Origin of the sequence: Methylobacterium jeotgali (assembly GCF_022179345.1) — a bacterium.
GTDB lineage: Bacteria > Pseudomonadota > Alphaproteobacteria > Rhizobiales > Beijerinckiaceae > Methylobacterium > Methylobacterium jeotgali.
Genome location: NZ_BPQR01000055.1, coordinates 1 through 14,359 on the forward strand (window position 1 = coordinate 1; position 14,359 = coordinate 14,359).

The following is a 14,359-nucleotide window of genomic DNA, read 5'->3' on the forward strand; positions in this document are numbered from 1 at the left end:
CCTCCTCGACCGCGCCCCGGTGCGGATCGCGACCGTGATCAACTTCCCCGCCGGCGGCGAGGACGTCGACCGCGCGGTGGAGGATGCCCGCGCCGCGATCCGCCACGGGGCCGGCGAGATCGACCTCGTGCTGCCCTATCGCGCCTTCCTGCGCGGCGACGAGACCCTCGCCCGCGACATGGTCGAGGCGGTGCGCGACATCTGTGCGCGCACGGTGCTCAAGGTCATCCTGGAGACGGGCGAGCTGCCCCCCGAGCGCGTCGCGGAGGCCGGCCGTCTGGCGCTCGCGGCCGGGGCCGACTTCCTCAAGACCTCCACGGGCAAGAGCCCGGTCTCGGCGACGCCCGAGGCCGCCGAGGCGCTTCTCGGCGTGCTCGCGGGCGCCGAGCGCAAGGCCGGGCTCAAGGTCTCCGGCGGCCTGCGCCGGGTCGAGGATGCCGCCGTCTATCTGGCGCTCGCCGACCGCCGGATGGGTCCGGGCTGGGCGACGCCTGCCACCTTCCGCCTCGGCGCCAGCAGCCTGTTCGGCCCCTTGCGCGCCGCGTCCGGCCTCTGATGCGCTCGCCCGCGGAGATCATCCGCGCCAAGCGCGACGGCGGCAGCCTCAACGCCAGCGAGATCGCCGCCTTCGTCGCCGGCCTCACCGACGGGCGCGTGACGGAGGGGCAGGCGGCGGCCTTCGCCATGGCGGTGTTCTTTCGCGGGCTCTCGACGCCCGAGCGCGTGGCGCTGACCGAGGCGATGACCCGCTCCGGGACCGTGCTCGCCTGGGACCTGCCCGGACCGGTCCTCGACAAGCACTCGACGGGGGGCGTGGGCGATACGGTGAGCCTCGTCCTCGCGCCGCTGGTCGCTTCCTGCGGCGGTTACGTGCCGATGATCTCCGGGCGCGGCCTCGGGCATACGGGCGGCACCCTCGACAAGCTGTCGAGCATTCCCGGCTACGACGCCGTGCCGGGACTCGACCGGCTCCGGCAGGTGGTGCGCGAGACCGGCTGCGCCATCGTCGGCCAGACCGACGACCTCGCGCCCGCCGACCGGCGCCTCTACGCGATCCGCGACGTGACGGGAACGGTCGAATCCCTCGACCTCATCACCGCCTCGATCCTCTCGAAGAAGCTCGCCGCAGGTCTCGACGGTCTCGTCATGGACGTGAAGACCGGCAACGGCGCCTTCATGGCTACGAACGCGGAGGCGCGGACGCTCGCCGAGAGCATCGTCGGCGTCGCGACGGGCGCGGGCCTGAAGACGACGGCTCTCCTCACCGACATGGACGCGCCGCTGGCGAGCGCGGCCGGCAACGCGCTCGAGGTCGCCTACGCCGTCGAGACCCTGGCGGGGCGGCGCCGCGAGCCCCGCTTCCTCGACGTGACGCTGGCGCTCGGCGCCGAGATGCTCGTTCTCGGCGGGCTCGCCGCCGATGCGGCAGAGGCGAGGGAGCGCCTGGAGCGCGCGCTGGCCTCGGGACGGGCGGCGGAGGTCTTCGGGCGGATGGTCGCCGGGCTCGGCGGCCCCGCCGACCTCGTGGAGCATCCCGAGCGCCATCTCGCCCCGGCGCCGGTGGTGCGGCGGGTAGAGGCGGAGGGACCGGTCGCCGGCGTCGATACCCGCGCGCTGGGCCTCGCGGTGATCGGGCTCGGCGGCGGGCGCACCCGCCCGCAGGACGGCATCGATCCGCGGGTCGGGTTCAGCGATCTCGCCCGGCCAGGACCGGGCACGGGCCTGCTCGGCATCGTCCACGCCGCCGACGAGGACGGGGCCGAACGGGCGGAGGCCGCCCTGCGCGCCGCCTACCGGATGGCCGCGCCGGCGTCTGAGCGCCCGGCCATCCTGGAGCGGATCGGCTGATCCCTGGAACGGCGAAGGGCCGGACACCCCTCGGTGTCCGGCCCTTCCGGCGCTCAGCGCGCCGTCTCGATCACCAGCGGTGATGGTGGCGATGGCCCCAGCCGCGGTGGTGATGATGGTGGCGCCAGCCGTGATGGCGGTGACCCCAGCCGCGATGGTGATGGTGCCAGCGGCGGTGATGGCCCCAATGGTGGTGATGGCGGCGGTGGCCGTAGTAGCCGTACTGCACCGGCACGACACCGGCCTCGGCCTCGCCGGCGACGGCAGGCGACGGGGTCAGGGGGGCGGCCTCGGCCTTCGGCGCCGCGGCGAACAGGCCGCCGGCGAGGATCATGGCGGCGGCGAGCGCGCGGCCGGCGAAGGGGCGCGTCGTGGATCGTTCGGTGCTCAAGGCGATCTCCCTCTTACGTCGATCCGGCGGCGGGGGCCGCCGGCTGATCGGGAGATAGGGCTACCGCCGGGCGGGTGAATGCCCGCTGAGCCGCCCCGAGACATCCGTTTACAAAGGGATGCGGAGCGGGGCCGCCGCTCAGGGGCGTCGGTACACCCAGACGCGCGCGGGGGGCAGGTTGAGCCACACCCGGTTCGAGCCGCTGGCCGTGTAGCTGCCCTGGGCGCAGCGGGCTGGGATCGGCGGCACTACGGCGTAGGTGAACTGCACGAAGGGCGCGCCCGGCGACATCAGGTCGTGGGCGGCGTTGAGCAGGTCGAGGCGCTGCTCCAGGGGCTTGGTGAAGAGCGGCAGGCTGGAGACCGTGGCCGCGGCGGGCTCGCCGAGCAGCGAGCCGACCGTGCGGCGGATGTCGTAGGCGTCGCCCGGCACCACCGTCGCGCGGGGGAAGCGCCGGCGCAGCAGCGCGCAGAAATCCGGGTTGAACTCGACGAGGACGAGACGGTCCTCCTCGACGCCCCGGCGGATCATCGCCTCCGTCACCGGGCCGGTGCCGGGTCCGAGCTCGATGATCGGCCCGTCGCGGCGCGGGTCGACGTAGGATGCCATGGTGCGGGCGAGCAGCCGGCCCGAAGGGGTCACCGCGCCGGTGACGAGCGGACGCTCCAGCCAGGACTTGAGGAAACGGGCCTCGTCGTCCCGGACCTTGCGGCCGTCCTTCGGCAGCAGAGCCTCGGTCGGGAGCTTCGCGCTGGAACGACGTAGCGGCGGCAAGACCGATGTCCCCTCGAAGTGCAGTCCACCCGTAGGCTAGACGACGAAAGCCAAGGCGCCGTCAAGCATTTGCACGACGCTCCCGACGCGAGCCCCGACGCTTCCGCATGGCGCGCGTCGGCGGGGCCACAACCATAACCGGGGATCGAGGCATTTCGATCCGGCCGGGACCCGCCGCTCAGCCCGTGAAAAAGTCCTTCACCTTCGAGAAGAACCCCGCGCTCTCGGGGTGGTTCTCGTCCGAGGCGCTCTGGTCGAACTCCTGGAGGAGCTCGCGCTGGCGCTTCGTCAGGTTCTGGGGGGTCTCGACGAAGACCTGGATGTAGAGGTCGCCGACCTCGCGGCCCCGCAGCACCGGCATGCCTTTGCCCTTGATGCGGAACTGCTTGGCGGTCTGGGTGCCGGCGGGGATGCGCACCTGCGTCTGCGAGCCGTCGATGACCGGCACGGTGATCTCGCCGGAGAGCGCCGCCGTCACCATCGAGATCGGCACCCGGCAGAACAGGTCGGCCCCGTCGCGCTGGAAGAACTCGTGCGGCTTGATCGAGAGGAAGACGTAGAGGTCGCCGGCCGGACCGCCGCGCAGGCCGCTCTCACCCTCGCCCGCGAGCCGGATGCGCAACCCGTCGTCGACGCCCGCGGGCACGTTGATCGAGAGCGTGCGCTCGCGGGTGACGCGGCCGGCCCCGGCGCAGCTCCCGCAGGGGTCGTCGACGATCTCGCCGCGGCCGTGGCAGTTCGGGCAGGTGCGCTCGATGGCGAAGAAGCCCTGCGCCGCCCGCACCCGGCCGTAGCCGCCGCAGGTCGGGCAGGGACGGGGCTTCGAGCCGGCCTTGGCGCCCGTCCCGGCGCAGGCCTCGCAGGTCACGGTCGTGGGGATGCGGATGGTCTCCGCCTTGCCGGCGAAGGCCTCCTCCAGGGTGATCTCGAGGTTGTAGCGCAGGTCCGCCCCGCGCTCGCGGCCCGGCGCGCCGCCGCGTCCGCCCCGGCCGCGGCCGTCGCCGAAGAAGTTGTCGAAGATGTCCGACATGAAGTCGCCGAACTCGTTGCCGAATCCGGGACCGCCCGCCCCGCCCTGGCTGAAGGCGGCGTGGCCGAAGCGGTCGTAGGCCGCACGCTTCTGGCCGTCGGAGAGGCACTGGTAGGCCTCGTTGATCTCCTTGAACTTGATCTCGGCTTCCTTGTCGCCGGGATTGCGGTCCGGGTGATACTGCATCGCGAGCTTGCGGAAGGCGACCTTCAGCTCGCCGTCGCTCGCCGTCTTCGCGACGCTGAGAACCTCGTAGTAATCGCGCTTCGACATGGACGGTCAGCGGTCCCGGCCCGCGGGCCTTGTCTCGATGGACTTCAGGAAATCGGCGCTCGGCACGCGCGTGAGGCGGCCGGCACCGGCCTCGTCTTCGCAGCGTCCGGTCGAGGTTGCAACGGTGCGAGCGGCAAAACCCGCGCCGGGTGTCTTCCGGGCCGCGCTCCGCCCGGTCACCGACGGGCGGACGAAAAGAGCGGCGGCGGGGAAGGCCCCCGCCGCCGCGCTCGGGCGGTCAGGCCCGCTTCTTGTGGTCCTTGTCGTCGACCTCCTGGAAGTCGGCGTCAATGACGTCGTCCTTCTTGGGCTCGGGGCCGCCCTCGGCGCCCGGAGCGCCCTCGCCCTGGTTGGCGGCGTACATCGCCTCGCCGAGCTTCATCGAGGCCTGCATCAGATCCGTGGTGCGGGCCTTGATGGTCTCGACGTCCTCGCCCTCAAGCGCGGTGCGCAGCGCGGTGATGGCGGTCTCGATGCCCTCCTTGTCGGAGGCCGGGACCTTGTCGCCGTACTCCTTCACCGACTTCTCGGTGGCGTGGACGAGGCTCTCGCCCTGGTTCTTCACCTCGACGAGCTCGCGGCGCTTCTTGTCGGCCTCGGCGTTGGCCTCGGCGTCCTTGACCATGCGGTCGATGTCCGCGTCCGAGAGGCCGCCCGAGGCCTGGATGCGGATCTGGTGCTCTTTGTTCGTCGCCTTGTCCTTGGCCGTCACGTTGACGATGCCGTTGGCGTCGATGTCGAAGGTCACCTCGATCTGCGGCATGCCGCGGGGCGCCGGCGGGATGCCCATCAGGTCGAACTGGCCGAGCAGCTTGTTGTCCGCCGCCATCTCGCGCTCGCCCTGGAAGACGCGGATCGTGACCGCGTTCTGGTTGTCCTCGGCCGTCGAGAACACCTGAGACTTCTTGGTCGGGATGGTGGTGTTGCGGTCGATGAGGCGCGTGAACACGCCGCCGAGCGTCTCGATGCCGAGCGACAGCGGGGTGACGTCGAGGAGCAGCACGTCCTTCACGTCACCCTGGAGCACGCCCGCCTGGACCGCGGCGCCGATGGCGACGACCTCGTCCGGGTTGACGCCCTTGTGGGGCTCCTTGCCGAAGAACGCCTTCACGACCTCCTGCACCTTGGGCATGCGGGTCTGGCCGCCGACGAGCACGACCTCGTCGATCTCGGAGGCCGAGACGCCGGCATCCTTGAGCGCCTTGCGACAGGGCTCGATCGTGCGCTGCACGAGGTCGTCCACGAGGCTCTCGAACTTCGCCCGCGACAGCTTCAGCGCGAGGTGCTTCGGGCCGGTGGCGTCGGCGGTGATGTAGGGCAGGTTGATCTCGGTCTGGGTCGCCGAGGACAGCTCGATCTTGGCCTTCTCGGCGGCCTCCTTGAGACGCTGGAGGGCGAGCTTGTCCTTGGTCAGGTCGATGCCCTGCTCCTTCTTGAACTCGGCCGTCAGGTACTCGACGACGCGGTTGTCGAAGTCCTCGCCGCCGAGGAAGGTGTCGCCGTTGGTGGACTTCACCTCGAACACGCCGTCGCCGATCTCGAGGATCGAGACGTCGAAGGTGCCGCCGCCGAGGTCGTAGACCGCGATCGTGCCGGCCTTCTTCTTGTCGAGGCCGTAGGCGAGCGCGGCGGCCGTCGGCTCGTTGATGATGCGCAGCACCTCGAGGCCGGCGATCTTGCCGGCGTCCTTGGTGGCCTGGCGCTGGGCGTCGTTGAAGTAGGCGGGCACGGTGATGACGGCCTGCGTGACCGGCTGGCCGAGATAGGACTCGGCGGTCTCCTTCATCTTCTGAAGGGTGAAGGCCGAGATCTGGGACGGCGAGTACTTCTTGTCGTCGGCCGCGACCCAGGCGTCGCCGTTGTCGCCCTTGACGATGGTGTAGGGCACGAGGCCCTTGTCCTTCTGCGTCAGCGGATCGTCGTAGGTGCGGCCGATCAGGCGCTTGATCGCGAAGAAGGTGCGTTCCGGATTGGTGACGGCCTGCCGCTTGGCGGGCTGGCCGACGAGGCGCTCCCCGTCGTCGGTGAAGGCGACGATGGACGGGGTGGTGCGGGCGCCCTCCGCATTCTCGATGACCTTGGGCTGCGTGCCTTCCATGACGGCCACGCAGGAATTGGTGGTGCCCAAGTCGATGCCGATGACTTTACCCATGGCGGGATCCCTCTGTGGTTCTGTTCAAGCAGACCGCCGAGCCCCGAAGCAGCTCGGCCCATGGCGGTGCGGTGTCGAATTTGAAGAGCGGGAGAAAGTCCGGGACGGGCGGCCGGAAACGGCCGCATCCGGCGCTTAATCCCGCGCCTCGCCGCATATAAGAAGACTGATCAGGGGCCGCAAGGCGAAGGCTCGCGAGGGGTAAAAGGGCGGTTCCCGACCCCCTGTCGAAGCGGATTGCGGGGTAACGGCCGCGCTGCCACGCGCGCGCCACCGATCCCGTGCTAGGCTGCGGCCCGACGCGAGGGTCGCGACCGGTCCCGCCGCCCCGCCCGCCCGAAGGACCCGATGCGTTCGACCTGCCTCCGCCTGCTCCTCGCCAGCGCCGTGCTCGGCGCGCTCAGTGGCCCGGTCGCGGCCCAGTCGTTCTTCGAGGAGCTGTTCGGCATCGGGCGGGCGGCCAAGCCCCCGGTGCCCCCGCGCCCCGTGCCCGGCCCGGCGCAGCCGCAGCCCGGCGCGCTGCCTCCCGGCGCGGTGCCCGCCCCCGGCGATCCGAACGCCCCCCTCGACCCCAACGCCGACGCCTCCCGCGCCGCGCCCCCCGCCCCGGCCCGACCCGTGGTGCTCAAGGTGCCCGGCGACGACAACGTCACCGGCCAGGAGCTTCTCCTCAACGGGCTCACCGGCAGCCTCAAGCTGGAGCGGGCGGGCGCCGCCATGACCGCGCGGGTGGTCCTGCCGGGGAGCAAGGTCTCGCAGCCCACCGAGAGCTGCAAGGTGCCGCTCGCCGAGGGCCGGCCCGTGACCCTGACGAGCGAGGGGCGGCCGGACGGCGTCGCGCGCTTCGAGGCCGCGGCGGCCGAGTGCCCCCTGCGCTTCGAGGTCTGGGAGGGCGGCGTCCTCGTCACGGCGCTGGGCGGCAACCCGGTCTGCACCTTCACCGCCGCCGACTGCGCGACGACCCCGGTCGGGTTCTGGGGTCCCGCCGCCCCGACCCTGATCGGCCGCTCGGGCGAGTTCGACGCGGCCCGCGGCGTCGCCGACAAGGCGGTGCGCGACAACTTCAAGATCATGACCCAGCGCGCCCGCCGGGAGGACGTGCGGGGGATCGTCACCGAGCAGGCGGCCTTCTCCTCGGACCGGGAGCAGCTCTGCCGCACCTACGCCCGCGAGGGCGCCCACGGTTTCTGCCACCTGCGCCACACCGAGGCCCGCGCCCTGTCGCTCGCCCAGCGCCTCGGCGCGCTCGGCTCCGGGGCGGCGACCGCGGCCGCCGCGCCGGCCGCGCGGGTCCGCCGCCCGAAGCCCGCCGCCGTCGACGGCCTGAACCCGGACGCCGCCCAGGGCGGAGGCATCGTCGCCGAGTGAGGCTCATGGTCCCGCTTCGATGACCTTCTGGAGGCAGACCGCGCGGGTGTCGCGGTAGCCGAGGCGGTCGTAGAAGTCGCGCACCGCCGCGTTGTCCGGGCGCAAGAGGAGCTGCAGCTTCCAGACGCCGCGGGCGGCGAGCCACGCCTCCGCCGCCGCCATCAGCGCCCGGCCGTGGCCTCTCCGCTGGTGCCGGGGATCGACGGCGAGATAGTAGACCCAGCCCCGGTGGCCGTCCTCCCCGACCATGCAGGTGCCGAGGACGACGCCTTCCGCCTCGGCGACGAGGATCGTGGCATGCGGCCCCTGCCGGGCGAAGGCGATGTCGCGGGCGGGGTCGTTCCAGGGCCGGGAGACGCCGGCCGCGTGCCAGAGCGCCACGACCGCCTCGGCGTCGCCGTCGCGCATCGTGCGGATCACGGGGGGCTCAAGCGCGGCCGGAAGAGGCCGAGAGCATCGCCGGCTCGATGCCGTTCATGCGCAGCGCCCGGTCGTACTTCGCGTCGAGCGAGGGGTTGAAGATCAGCTCCGGGTCGGCCGGGCAGTTGAGCCAGCCGTTGGCGAGGATCTCACTCTCGAGCTGGCCCGCCTGCCAGCCGGCGTAGCCCAGCGCCAGCACGGCGCTGGCCGGCCCCTCGCCGCTGGCGATCGCCCGCAGGATCTCGACCGTGGCCGTCAGGCAGATGCCGTCGTCGATGGGCAGCGTCGACTGGTCGATGTGGAAGTCGTCCGAGTGCAGGACGAAGCCGCGCTTGCCCTCGACGGGACCCCCCATCAGCACCGGCATGTGCCCGACCCGCTCGCGCAGGCGGATGGCGTCAGCCTCCGGCGCGATGTCGAGCTGCACCAGGAGATCGGGCATCGAGAGGTCGGTGACGGCCTTGTTGACGATGATGCCCATGGCGCCGTCGGCGGAATGGGCGCAGACATAGATCAGCGAGCGCGCGAAGCGCGCGTCCGTCATCCCCGGCATCGCCAGCAGGAACTGACCGTCGAGATAGCCGGAGGCCTCGTCCGGGCGGGATGTGCTCATGGCCGTCATGCTACGCCCCGACGGTTCTTTGTCCAGCGGTCACGAAGCCTCGGTAAGCCCGGGCGCCCCGGGTCGACTTCCCCGGCCGATGCGGGCAAGACGGCGCGGAGCGCGCAGCCCGCGCAAGGAGACAGCGGCATGACGATTCAGGTCGGCGACCACCTGCCCCAGGCGACCTTCCGCGTGACGGGCGCGAACGGGCCCGAGACGAAGACCACCGACGACGTGTTCAAGGGCCGGCGCGTGGTGCTGGTCGGCGTGCCGGGCGCCTTCACGCCGAGCTGCCACCGCAACCACCTGCCGGGCTTCGTGGAGAAGCTCGCCGAGATCAAGGCGCGTGGCGTCGACGCGGTGGTCGTGACCGCGGTCAACGACGTGTTCGTCCTCGACGCCTGGTCGAAGGCGAGCAACGCCGAGGGCATCGAGTTCCTGGCCGACGGCAACGCCGAGTTCGCCAAGGCGACCGGCCTCGACATGGACGGCACCGGCTTCGGCCTCGGCCCGCGCTCGAAGCGCTACGCGGCCGTCGTCGACGACGGCGTCGTCAGCGTCCTCAACATCGAGGAGTCGCCCTCCAAGACCGAGGCCTCCGGCGCCGAGGCCCTGCTGAAGGTGCTCTGATGCCCTGCCGCTCCCGCATCGACGCCGTTCGGCGCGGGAGCAGTACGGGGTCCCTGTCCCGGAGGTGCCCCGCGCCCGTCACGGAACCTCGCGCGATCCCGGCCGCTGGCCTATGTTGGAGGCCAGTCAGGGAGATAGGAATGGCCTACACCGTCGTCTACACCACCCCCTCGGGCGAGCGCTCCGAGGATCATCCGGACCACGTCCGGGCGATCGAGCGGGCGCTCACCTTCAGCGGCATGGGGGCGTCGGACGTCCACGTCCGGACCGCCGCGGGCCGGGTCTACCGGGCGCCCGGCGAGATGCCGGACCTGCTCCAGGCTGAGGGCGGGGCGGGTCACGAGGCCGGCTCGCCGATCCTCAACTCCTGACGACGCGCCCGCTCAGCGCCGGGCCTTGAACGGCGCCATCGCGGCCACCGCGAGCGCGTCGACCCGGTTGTTGAGCGGGTCGCTGGCGTGGCCCTTCACCCAGTGCCAAGCCACGTCGTGGCGCTCGCGGGCGGCGTCGATGCGCCGCCAGAGGTCCTCGTTCTTCACGGGCTTCTTGTCGGCGGTTCGCCAGTCCCGGCGCTTCCAGCCGTGGATCCACTCGGTCACGCCCTGGCGCAGGTATTGGCTGTCCGTGAACAGGTCGACGGCGCAGGGGCGGGTGAGCGCCTCGAGCGCCTCGATGGCCGCCAGCAGCTCCATGCGGTTGTTGGTGGTATGCGCCTCGCCCCCCGAGAGCTCGCGCGTCGTCTCGCCGTAGATCAGGATCGCGCCCCAGCCGCCGGGTCCCGGATTTCCCGAGCAGGCGCCGTCCGTGTAGATCGTGACCCGGCGCCCGCCGCCCTCACTCATCGCGCGAGCCCGTAGTCGCGAGCGCTTTCGACGCTCCGGTGGAAGGCGAGACGTCGGTCGTACTCGCGCGGGTCCTTCGGACGCACCAGCGCGCCCGGCGGCACGTTGAGCCAGTCGACGAGCCGGGTGAGCATGAAGCGCAGCGCAGCGCCCCGCGCCAGGACCGGCAGCGCCGAGACCTCCGCCGGATCGAGCCGGCGCACCGCCTCGTAGCCGGCGAACAGCGCCGCGCCGCGGTCCCGGTGGAAGGTCCCGTCCGCGTCGAAGCACCAGGCGTTGAGGCAGATCGCGAGGTCGTAGGCGAAGGCGTCCGTGCAGGCGAAGTAGAAGTCGATCAGGCCCGAGAGGCCGTCGCCGATGAAGAACACGTTGTCGGTGAAGAGGTCGGCGTGGATGACCCCGCCGGGAAGCGCCCGCGGCCAGTCCCGCTCCAGCACCGAGAGGTCGGCGCGGGTGCGCTCCGCCAGCCCCTCGCTGACGCTGTCGGCCTGGCTCCCGGCCTGCTCGAAGAGCGGCCGCCAGGCGGAGACCGAGAGGCTGTTCTCGCGGGCCATGCCGAAATCGGCGCCCGCCGCGTGGAGGGCGGCCAGCGCCCCGCCGAGCGCCCGGCAATGGTCGGGGCCGGGGCTCTTGACGGAGACGCCCTCGAGGAAGGTGACGATGACCGCCGGCCGGCCGCAGAGCCGCCCCAGGGCGGCGCCCTCGCGGGTGCGCACCGGCTGCGGGCAGGCGATCCCGCGGCTCGCCAGATGCTCCATCAGGTTGAGGAAGAAGGGCAGGTCCTCCTCCCGCACCCGCTTCTCATAGAGAGTGAGGATGAAGGAGCCGCCGGTGGTGTGCAGGAAGAAGTTGGTGTTCTCGACGCCCTCGGCGATGCCCTTGTAGGAGAGCAGCCCGCCGATCTCGTAATCGGCGAGGAAGGCGGCGAGCGCCGCGTCGGAAACCTCGGTATAGACGGCCACGTCTGTCGCGCTCGGGTTTTTTGGGACGGGCGGATAGCCCGGATACGGCAAGGGGCGCCTTTCGGGCGCCCCTGTCGAGGTCGACCGGTCGGGAGACCGAGGTCTACTCGGCCGCTTCGCTGCGCAGCTCGCGGGGCAGCGGGAAGGACATGTCCTCGATCACCGTCGAGACCGTGTCCACGGTGACGTCGTAGCGGGTCGCGAAGGCGTCGATGATCTCCTCGACCAGCACCTCGGGGGCCGAGGCGCCGGCGGTGAGCCCGAGCTTGCGGATGTTGGCGAAGGCGTCCCAGTCGATCTCCTCGGCGCGATTGACGAGGCGGGTGATCGGCACGCCGACCCGCTCGGCGACCTCGCGCAGGCGCTGCGAGTTCGAGGAGTTCGAGGAGCCGACGACGATCAGCGCGTCGACGAGCGGCGCCACCTGCTTGACCGCCTCCTGGCGGTTGGTGGTGGCGTAGCAGATGTCGTCCTTGTGCGGCCCGGTGATGTTCGGGAACTTCGCCTTCAGCGCCGCCACGATGTGCCGGGTGTCGTCCACCGAGAGGGTGGTCTGCGTCACCCAGGCGAGGTTGTCGGGATCCTCCGGCGTCAGGGCCTCGATCTGGTCGATGTCCTCGACGAGGGTGATCGAGCCCTTGGGCAGCTGGCCCATGGTGCCGACGACCTCCGGGTGGCCGGAATGGCCGACGAGCAGCACGTGGCGGCCGCGCTTGTGATGGATCTCCGCCTCGCGGTGGACCTTCGTCACCAGAGGGCAGGTGGCATCGATGGTGACGAGGTTGCGGCTCACCGCGTTGGCCGGCACGGTCTTGGCGACGCCGTGGGCGGAGAAGATCACCGGGGCCTGGCCGTCCGGCACCTCGTCGAGCTCGCGCACGAACACGGCGCCCTTCCGCTTCAGGCTCTCGACCACGTACTTGTTGTGGACGATCTCGTGGCGGACATAGACCGGCGGTCCGTAGATCGCGAGCGCCCGCTCCACCACGTCGATCGCCCGCACCACGCCCGCGCAGAACCCGCGGGGGGCGCAGAGCAGGATCTCCAGGGGTGGCTTGGCGGCGGAGGCCGGCTGCGCGGCGTCGGCGGAGGGCGTGAGGCTGGCAGTCATGATCCTGCGGATGTGGCGAGGCCGGGCGGGGAGTGTCAACCTCTCGGGCGGCCGGCTCCGCCCTCTCTTGCCCGAGGCCATAGCACATTTCGCGGCGAACGTGGCCCCCGCGTGACGAATGGCACCCCGTTCCGCTCGCGCCGGCCGCCGCGTCGGGGTAAAGGCCCAACGCTCGAAGCGCAGAGAATAATCCTCTCCCCCTGTCGTTCAGCCCGAGGGCCGTGATGGCGAGTCCCGCCGAACACGCGAGCTTCCTGCCGCCGGTGCTGACCTTCCTGTCGGCGGCGGTGATCGGCGTGCCGATCTTCCGGCTGCTCGGCCAGAGCGCGGTGCTCGGCTATCTCGTGGCCGGGGTGCTGATCGGCCCAGCCGGGCTCTCCCTCATCGCCGAGCCGGAGACGGCGGCGAGCGTCGCCGAGATCGGCGTGGTGCTGCTGCTCTTCATCGTCGGGCTGGAGCTGCACCTCTCGCAGCTCGTCTCGATGCGCCGGGACATCTTCGGCCTCGGCACGGCGCAGCTCCTCGTCTGCACCGCCGCGCTCGCCGGGACGGCGGCCCTGTTCGGCCTCTCGCTCTCCGCCGCCCTGGTGATCGGCATCGCGCTCGCCCTTTCGGCCACAGCGGTGGCGCTGCAGCTCCTGGAGGAGCGGGGCGACCTCGGCACGCCCTACGGCGCCCGCGCCTTCGCGGTGCTGCTGTTCCAGGACCTCTCCGTCGTGGCGATCCTGGCGCTGATGCCGCTGCTGGCCTCGGCGGGCGGGCACGGCAACGCCGGAGGCCCCTGGTTCAGCGAGGCGGTCGCCTCGACGGGCAAGGCGCTCGCGGCGATCCTGGCGGTGGTGCTCGTCGGCCGCTACGGCCTCAACCCGTTCTTCCGGCTGCTCGCCGCGAGCGGCGCCCGCGAGGTGATGACGGCGGCAGCCCTCCTCGTGGTGCTCGGTACCGCGCTCCTGATGCAGGAGGTCGGGCTGTCCATGGCCATGGGGGCGTTCCTCGCCGGCATCCTGCTCGCCGAATCGAACTTCCGCCACCAGCTCGAGGCCGACATCGAGCCCTTCCGCGGCATGCTGCTGGGCCTGTTCTTCATGAGCGTCGGCATGTCGATCGACGGCGGTCTGCTCAAATCCTCCTGGGCGCTTCTCGTCGGGGCGACGGTGGCCGCGATCCTTCTCAAGGTCGCCCTGGTGGCGGGCCTGTTCCGGCTGTTCGGCTCGCCCTGGCTCGACGCGGCGCGCGGCGCGGCGATCCTGGCGCCGGCGGGCGAGTTCGCCTTCGTCCTGCTCCCCGTCGCCGCGGGCCTCGGCCTCCTCGATGCGCCGGCGACGCGCTTCACCGTGGCGCTCGCCGCGCTCACCATGCTCGTCGGGCCGCTGGCGGCGAAGGGGCTCGACGCGCTTCTCGCCCGGCGCGGCACGCCCGCCGAGGAGCCCGCCTCGGACGTGGTCGAGAGCGCCGAGGCGCGGGTGCTGGTGATCGGCTTCGGCCGCTTCGGGCAGATCCTGACCCAGGTGCTGCTGGCGGAGGGCATCGGCGTCACCGTCATCGACAAGGATGTCGACCAGATCCGCAGCGCCACACGCTTCGGCTTCCGGGTCTACTACGGCGACGGCACCCGCCTCGACGTGCTGCGCGCGGCCGGCATCGGCCGGGTCGAGCTCGTCTGCGTCTGCATCGACGACCGGGAGGCGGCCCTCAAGATCGTCGACATGGTCCACGAGGAGTTCGGCACGGTGCGCACCTACGTGCGGGCCTTCGACCGGACGCACGCCGTCGAGCTGATGAACCGGGACGTCGACTTCCAGCTCCGCGAGACCTCCGAATCGGCCCTGGCCTTCGGGCGCGCCGCCCTCGAAGGGCTCGGCGTCTCGCCGGAGGCCGCCGCCCGCACGGCCGCCGACGTGAGGAAGCGCGACATCGCCCGCCTGCTGGAGGACGAGGCGGGCGATGTCGCGCT

Annotated in this window: 15 protein-coding genes; 6 read left to right on the forward strand and 9 right to left on the reverse strand. The window is 71.8% G+C overall.

The features are described from left to right. A partial coding sequence (gene deoC, locus MFF04_RS15780) for a deoxyribose-phosphate aldolase (RefSeq protein ID WP_238277165.1) occupies positions 1-556 on the forward strand: 556 nt, incomplete at its 5' end. Further along, positions 556-1,848, forward strand: a complete 1,293-nt coding sequence (gene deoA / locus MFF04_RS15785) for a thymidine phosphorylase (protein ID WP_238277166.1) — start codon at positions 556-558, stop codon at positions 1,846-1,848. The genes deoC and deoA, both read left to right, overlap by 1 nt. A 70-nt stretch (positions 1,849-1,918) precedes the next feature. On the opposite strand, the gene MFF04_RS15790 is transcribed toward deoA, so the two are convergent. The 4 genes from MFF04_RS15790 to dnaK form a co-directional block, all read right to left on the reverse strand. Continuing rightward, on the reverse strand, positions 1,919-2,239 hold the full coding sequence (locus tag MFF04_RS15790) for a hypothetical protein (RefSeq protein ID WP_238277167.1): 321 nt from the start codon (positions 2,237-2,239) through the stop codon (positions 1,919-1,921). 138 nt (positions 2,240-2,377) lie between these two features. Further along, positions 2,378-3,013, reverse strand: a complete 636-nt coding sequence (locus tag MFF04_RS15795) for a class I SAM-dependent methyltransferase (RefSeq protein ID WP_238277168.1) — start codon at positions 3,011-3,013, stop codon at positions 2,378-2,380. A 178-nt stretch (positions 3,014-3,191) separates the two neighbouring features. After that, positions 3,192-4,316: a molecular chaperone DnaJ gene (dnaJ, locus tag MFF04_RS15800; RefSeq protein ID WP_238277170.1), complete on the reverse strand. Its 1,125-nt coding sequence runs from the start codon at positions 4,314-4,316 to the stop codon at positions 3,192-3,194. A gap of 238 nt (positions 4,317-4,554) precedes the next feature. Beyond that, complete coding sequence (dnaK, locus tag MFF04_RS15805; protein WP_238277172.1) at positions 4,555-6,468, reverse strand: molecular chaperone DnaK; 1,914 nt, start codon at positions 6,466-6,468, stop codon at positions 4,555-4,557. A gap of 348 nt (positions 6,469-6,816) precedes the next feature. On the opposite strand from dnaK, the gene MFF04_RS15810 reads away from it, so the two are divergent. Further along, a complete protein-coding gene (locus tag MFF04_RS15810; protein ID WP_238277174.1) occupies positions 6,817-7,836 on the forward strand; it encodes a hypothetical protein in 1,020 nt (339 codons plus the stop codon). A 3-nt stretch (positions 7,837-7,839) separates the two neighbouring features. Here the strand turns inward: MFF04_RS15810 and MFF04_RS15815 are convergent, their stop codons facing one another. Together MFF04_RS15815 and MFF04_RS15820 are read right to left on the reverse strand one after the other, a co-directional pair. Continuing rightward, complete coding sequence (locus tag MFF04_RS15815; protein WP_238277183.1) at positions 7,840-8,244, reverse strand: GNAT family acetyltransferase; 405 nt, start codon at positions 8,242-8,244, stop codon at positions 7,840-7,842. Between the two features lie 19 nt (positions 8,245-8,263). Continuing rightward, positions 8,264-8,878, reverse strand: coding sequence for a YqgE/AlgH family protein (locus tag MFF04_RS15820; protein WP_373320081.1), 615 nt, complete (start codon positions 8,876-8,878; stop codon positions 8,264-8,266). Between the two features lie 129 nt (positions 8,879-9,007). Here MFF04_RS15820 and MFF04_RS15825 point away from each other — a divergent pair, with 129 nt between their 5' ends. Together MFF04_RS15825 and MFF04_RS15830 are read left to right on the forward strand one after the other, a co-directional pair. Continuing rightward, the gene (locus MFF04_RS15825) at positions 9,008-9,490 is read left to right on the forward strand and encodes a peroxiredoxin (RefSeq protein WP_238277176.1); all 483 of its coding nucleotides are present in this window, start codon (positions 9,008-9,010) and stop codon (positions 9,488-9,490) included. Between the two features lie 140 nt (positions 9,491-9,630). Next, on the forward strand, positions 9,631-9,861 hold the full coding sequence (locus MFF04_RS15830; protein WP_238277177.1) for a hypothetical protein: 231 nt from the start codon (positions 9,631-9,633) through the stop codon (positions 9,859-9,861). A gap of 12 nt (positions 9,862-9,873) precedes the next feature. Here MFF04_RS15830 and rnhA read toward each other — a convergent pair whose 3' ends face one another. From rnhA to ispH, 3 genes are all read right to left on the reverse strand, one after another. Then, positions 9,874-10,332 carry a ribonuclease HI gene (rnhA, locus tag MFF04_RS15835; RefSeq protein ID WP_238277178.1) on the reverse strand — a complete coding sequence of 153 codons (459 nt, stop codon included), beginning with the start codon at positions 10,330-10,332 and terminating at the stop codon, positions 9,874-9,876. Further along, a complete protein-coding gene (locus tag MFF04_RS15840; protein ID WP_238277179.1) occupies positions 10,329-11,294 on the reverse strand; it encodes a homoserine kinase in 966 nt (321 codons plus the stop codon). The genes rnhA and MFF04_RS15840 overlap by 4 nt, the downstream gene beginning before the upstream one ends. A 103-nt stretch (positions 11,295-11,397) precedes the next feature. After that, complete coding sequence (ispH, locus tag MFF04_RS15845; protein WP_238277180.1) at positions 11,398-12,405, reverse strand: 4-hydroxy-3-methylbut-2-enyl diphosphate reductase; 1,008 nt, start codon at positions 12,403-12,405, stop codon at positions 11,398-11,400. A 224-nt stretch (positions 12,406-12,629) separates the two neighbouring features. Here ispH and MFF04_RS15850 point away from each other — a divergent pair. Further along, positions 12,630-14,359, forward strand: a 1,730-nt coding sequence (locus MFF04_RS15850; RefSeq protein ID WP_238277182.1) for a monovalent cation:proton antiporter-2 (CPA2) family protein, incomplete at its 3' end; no start/stop codon positions are given.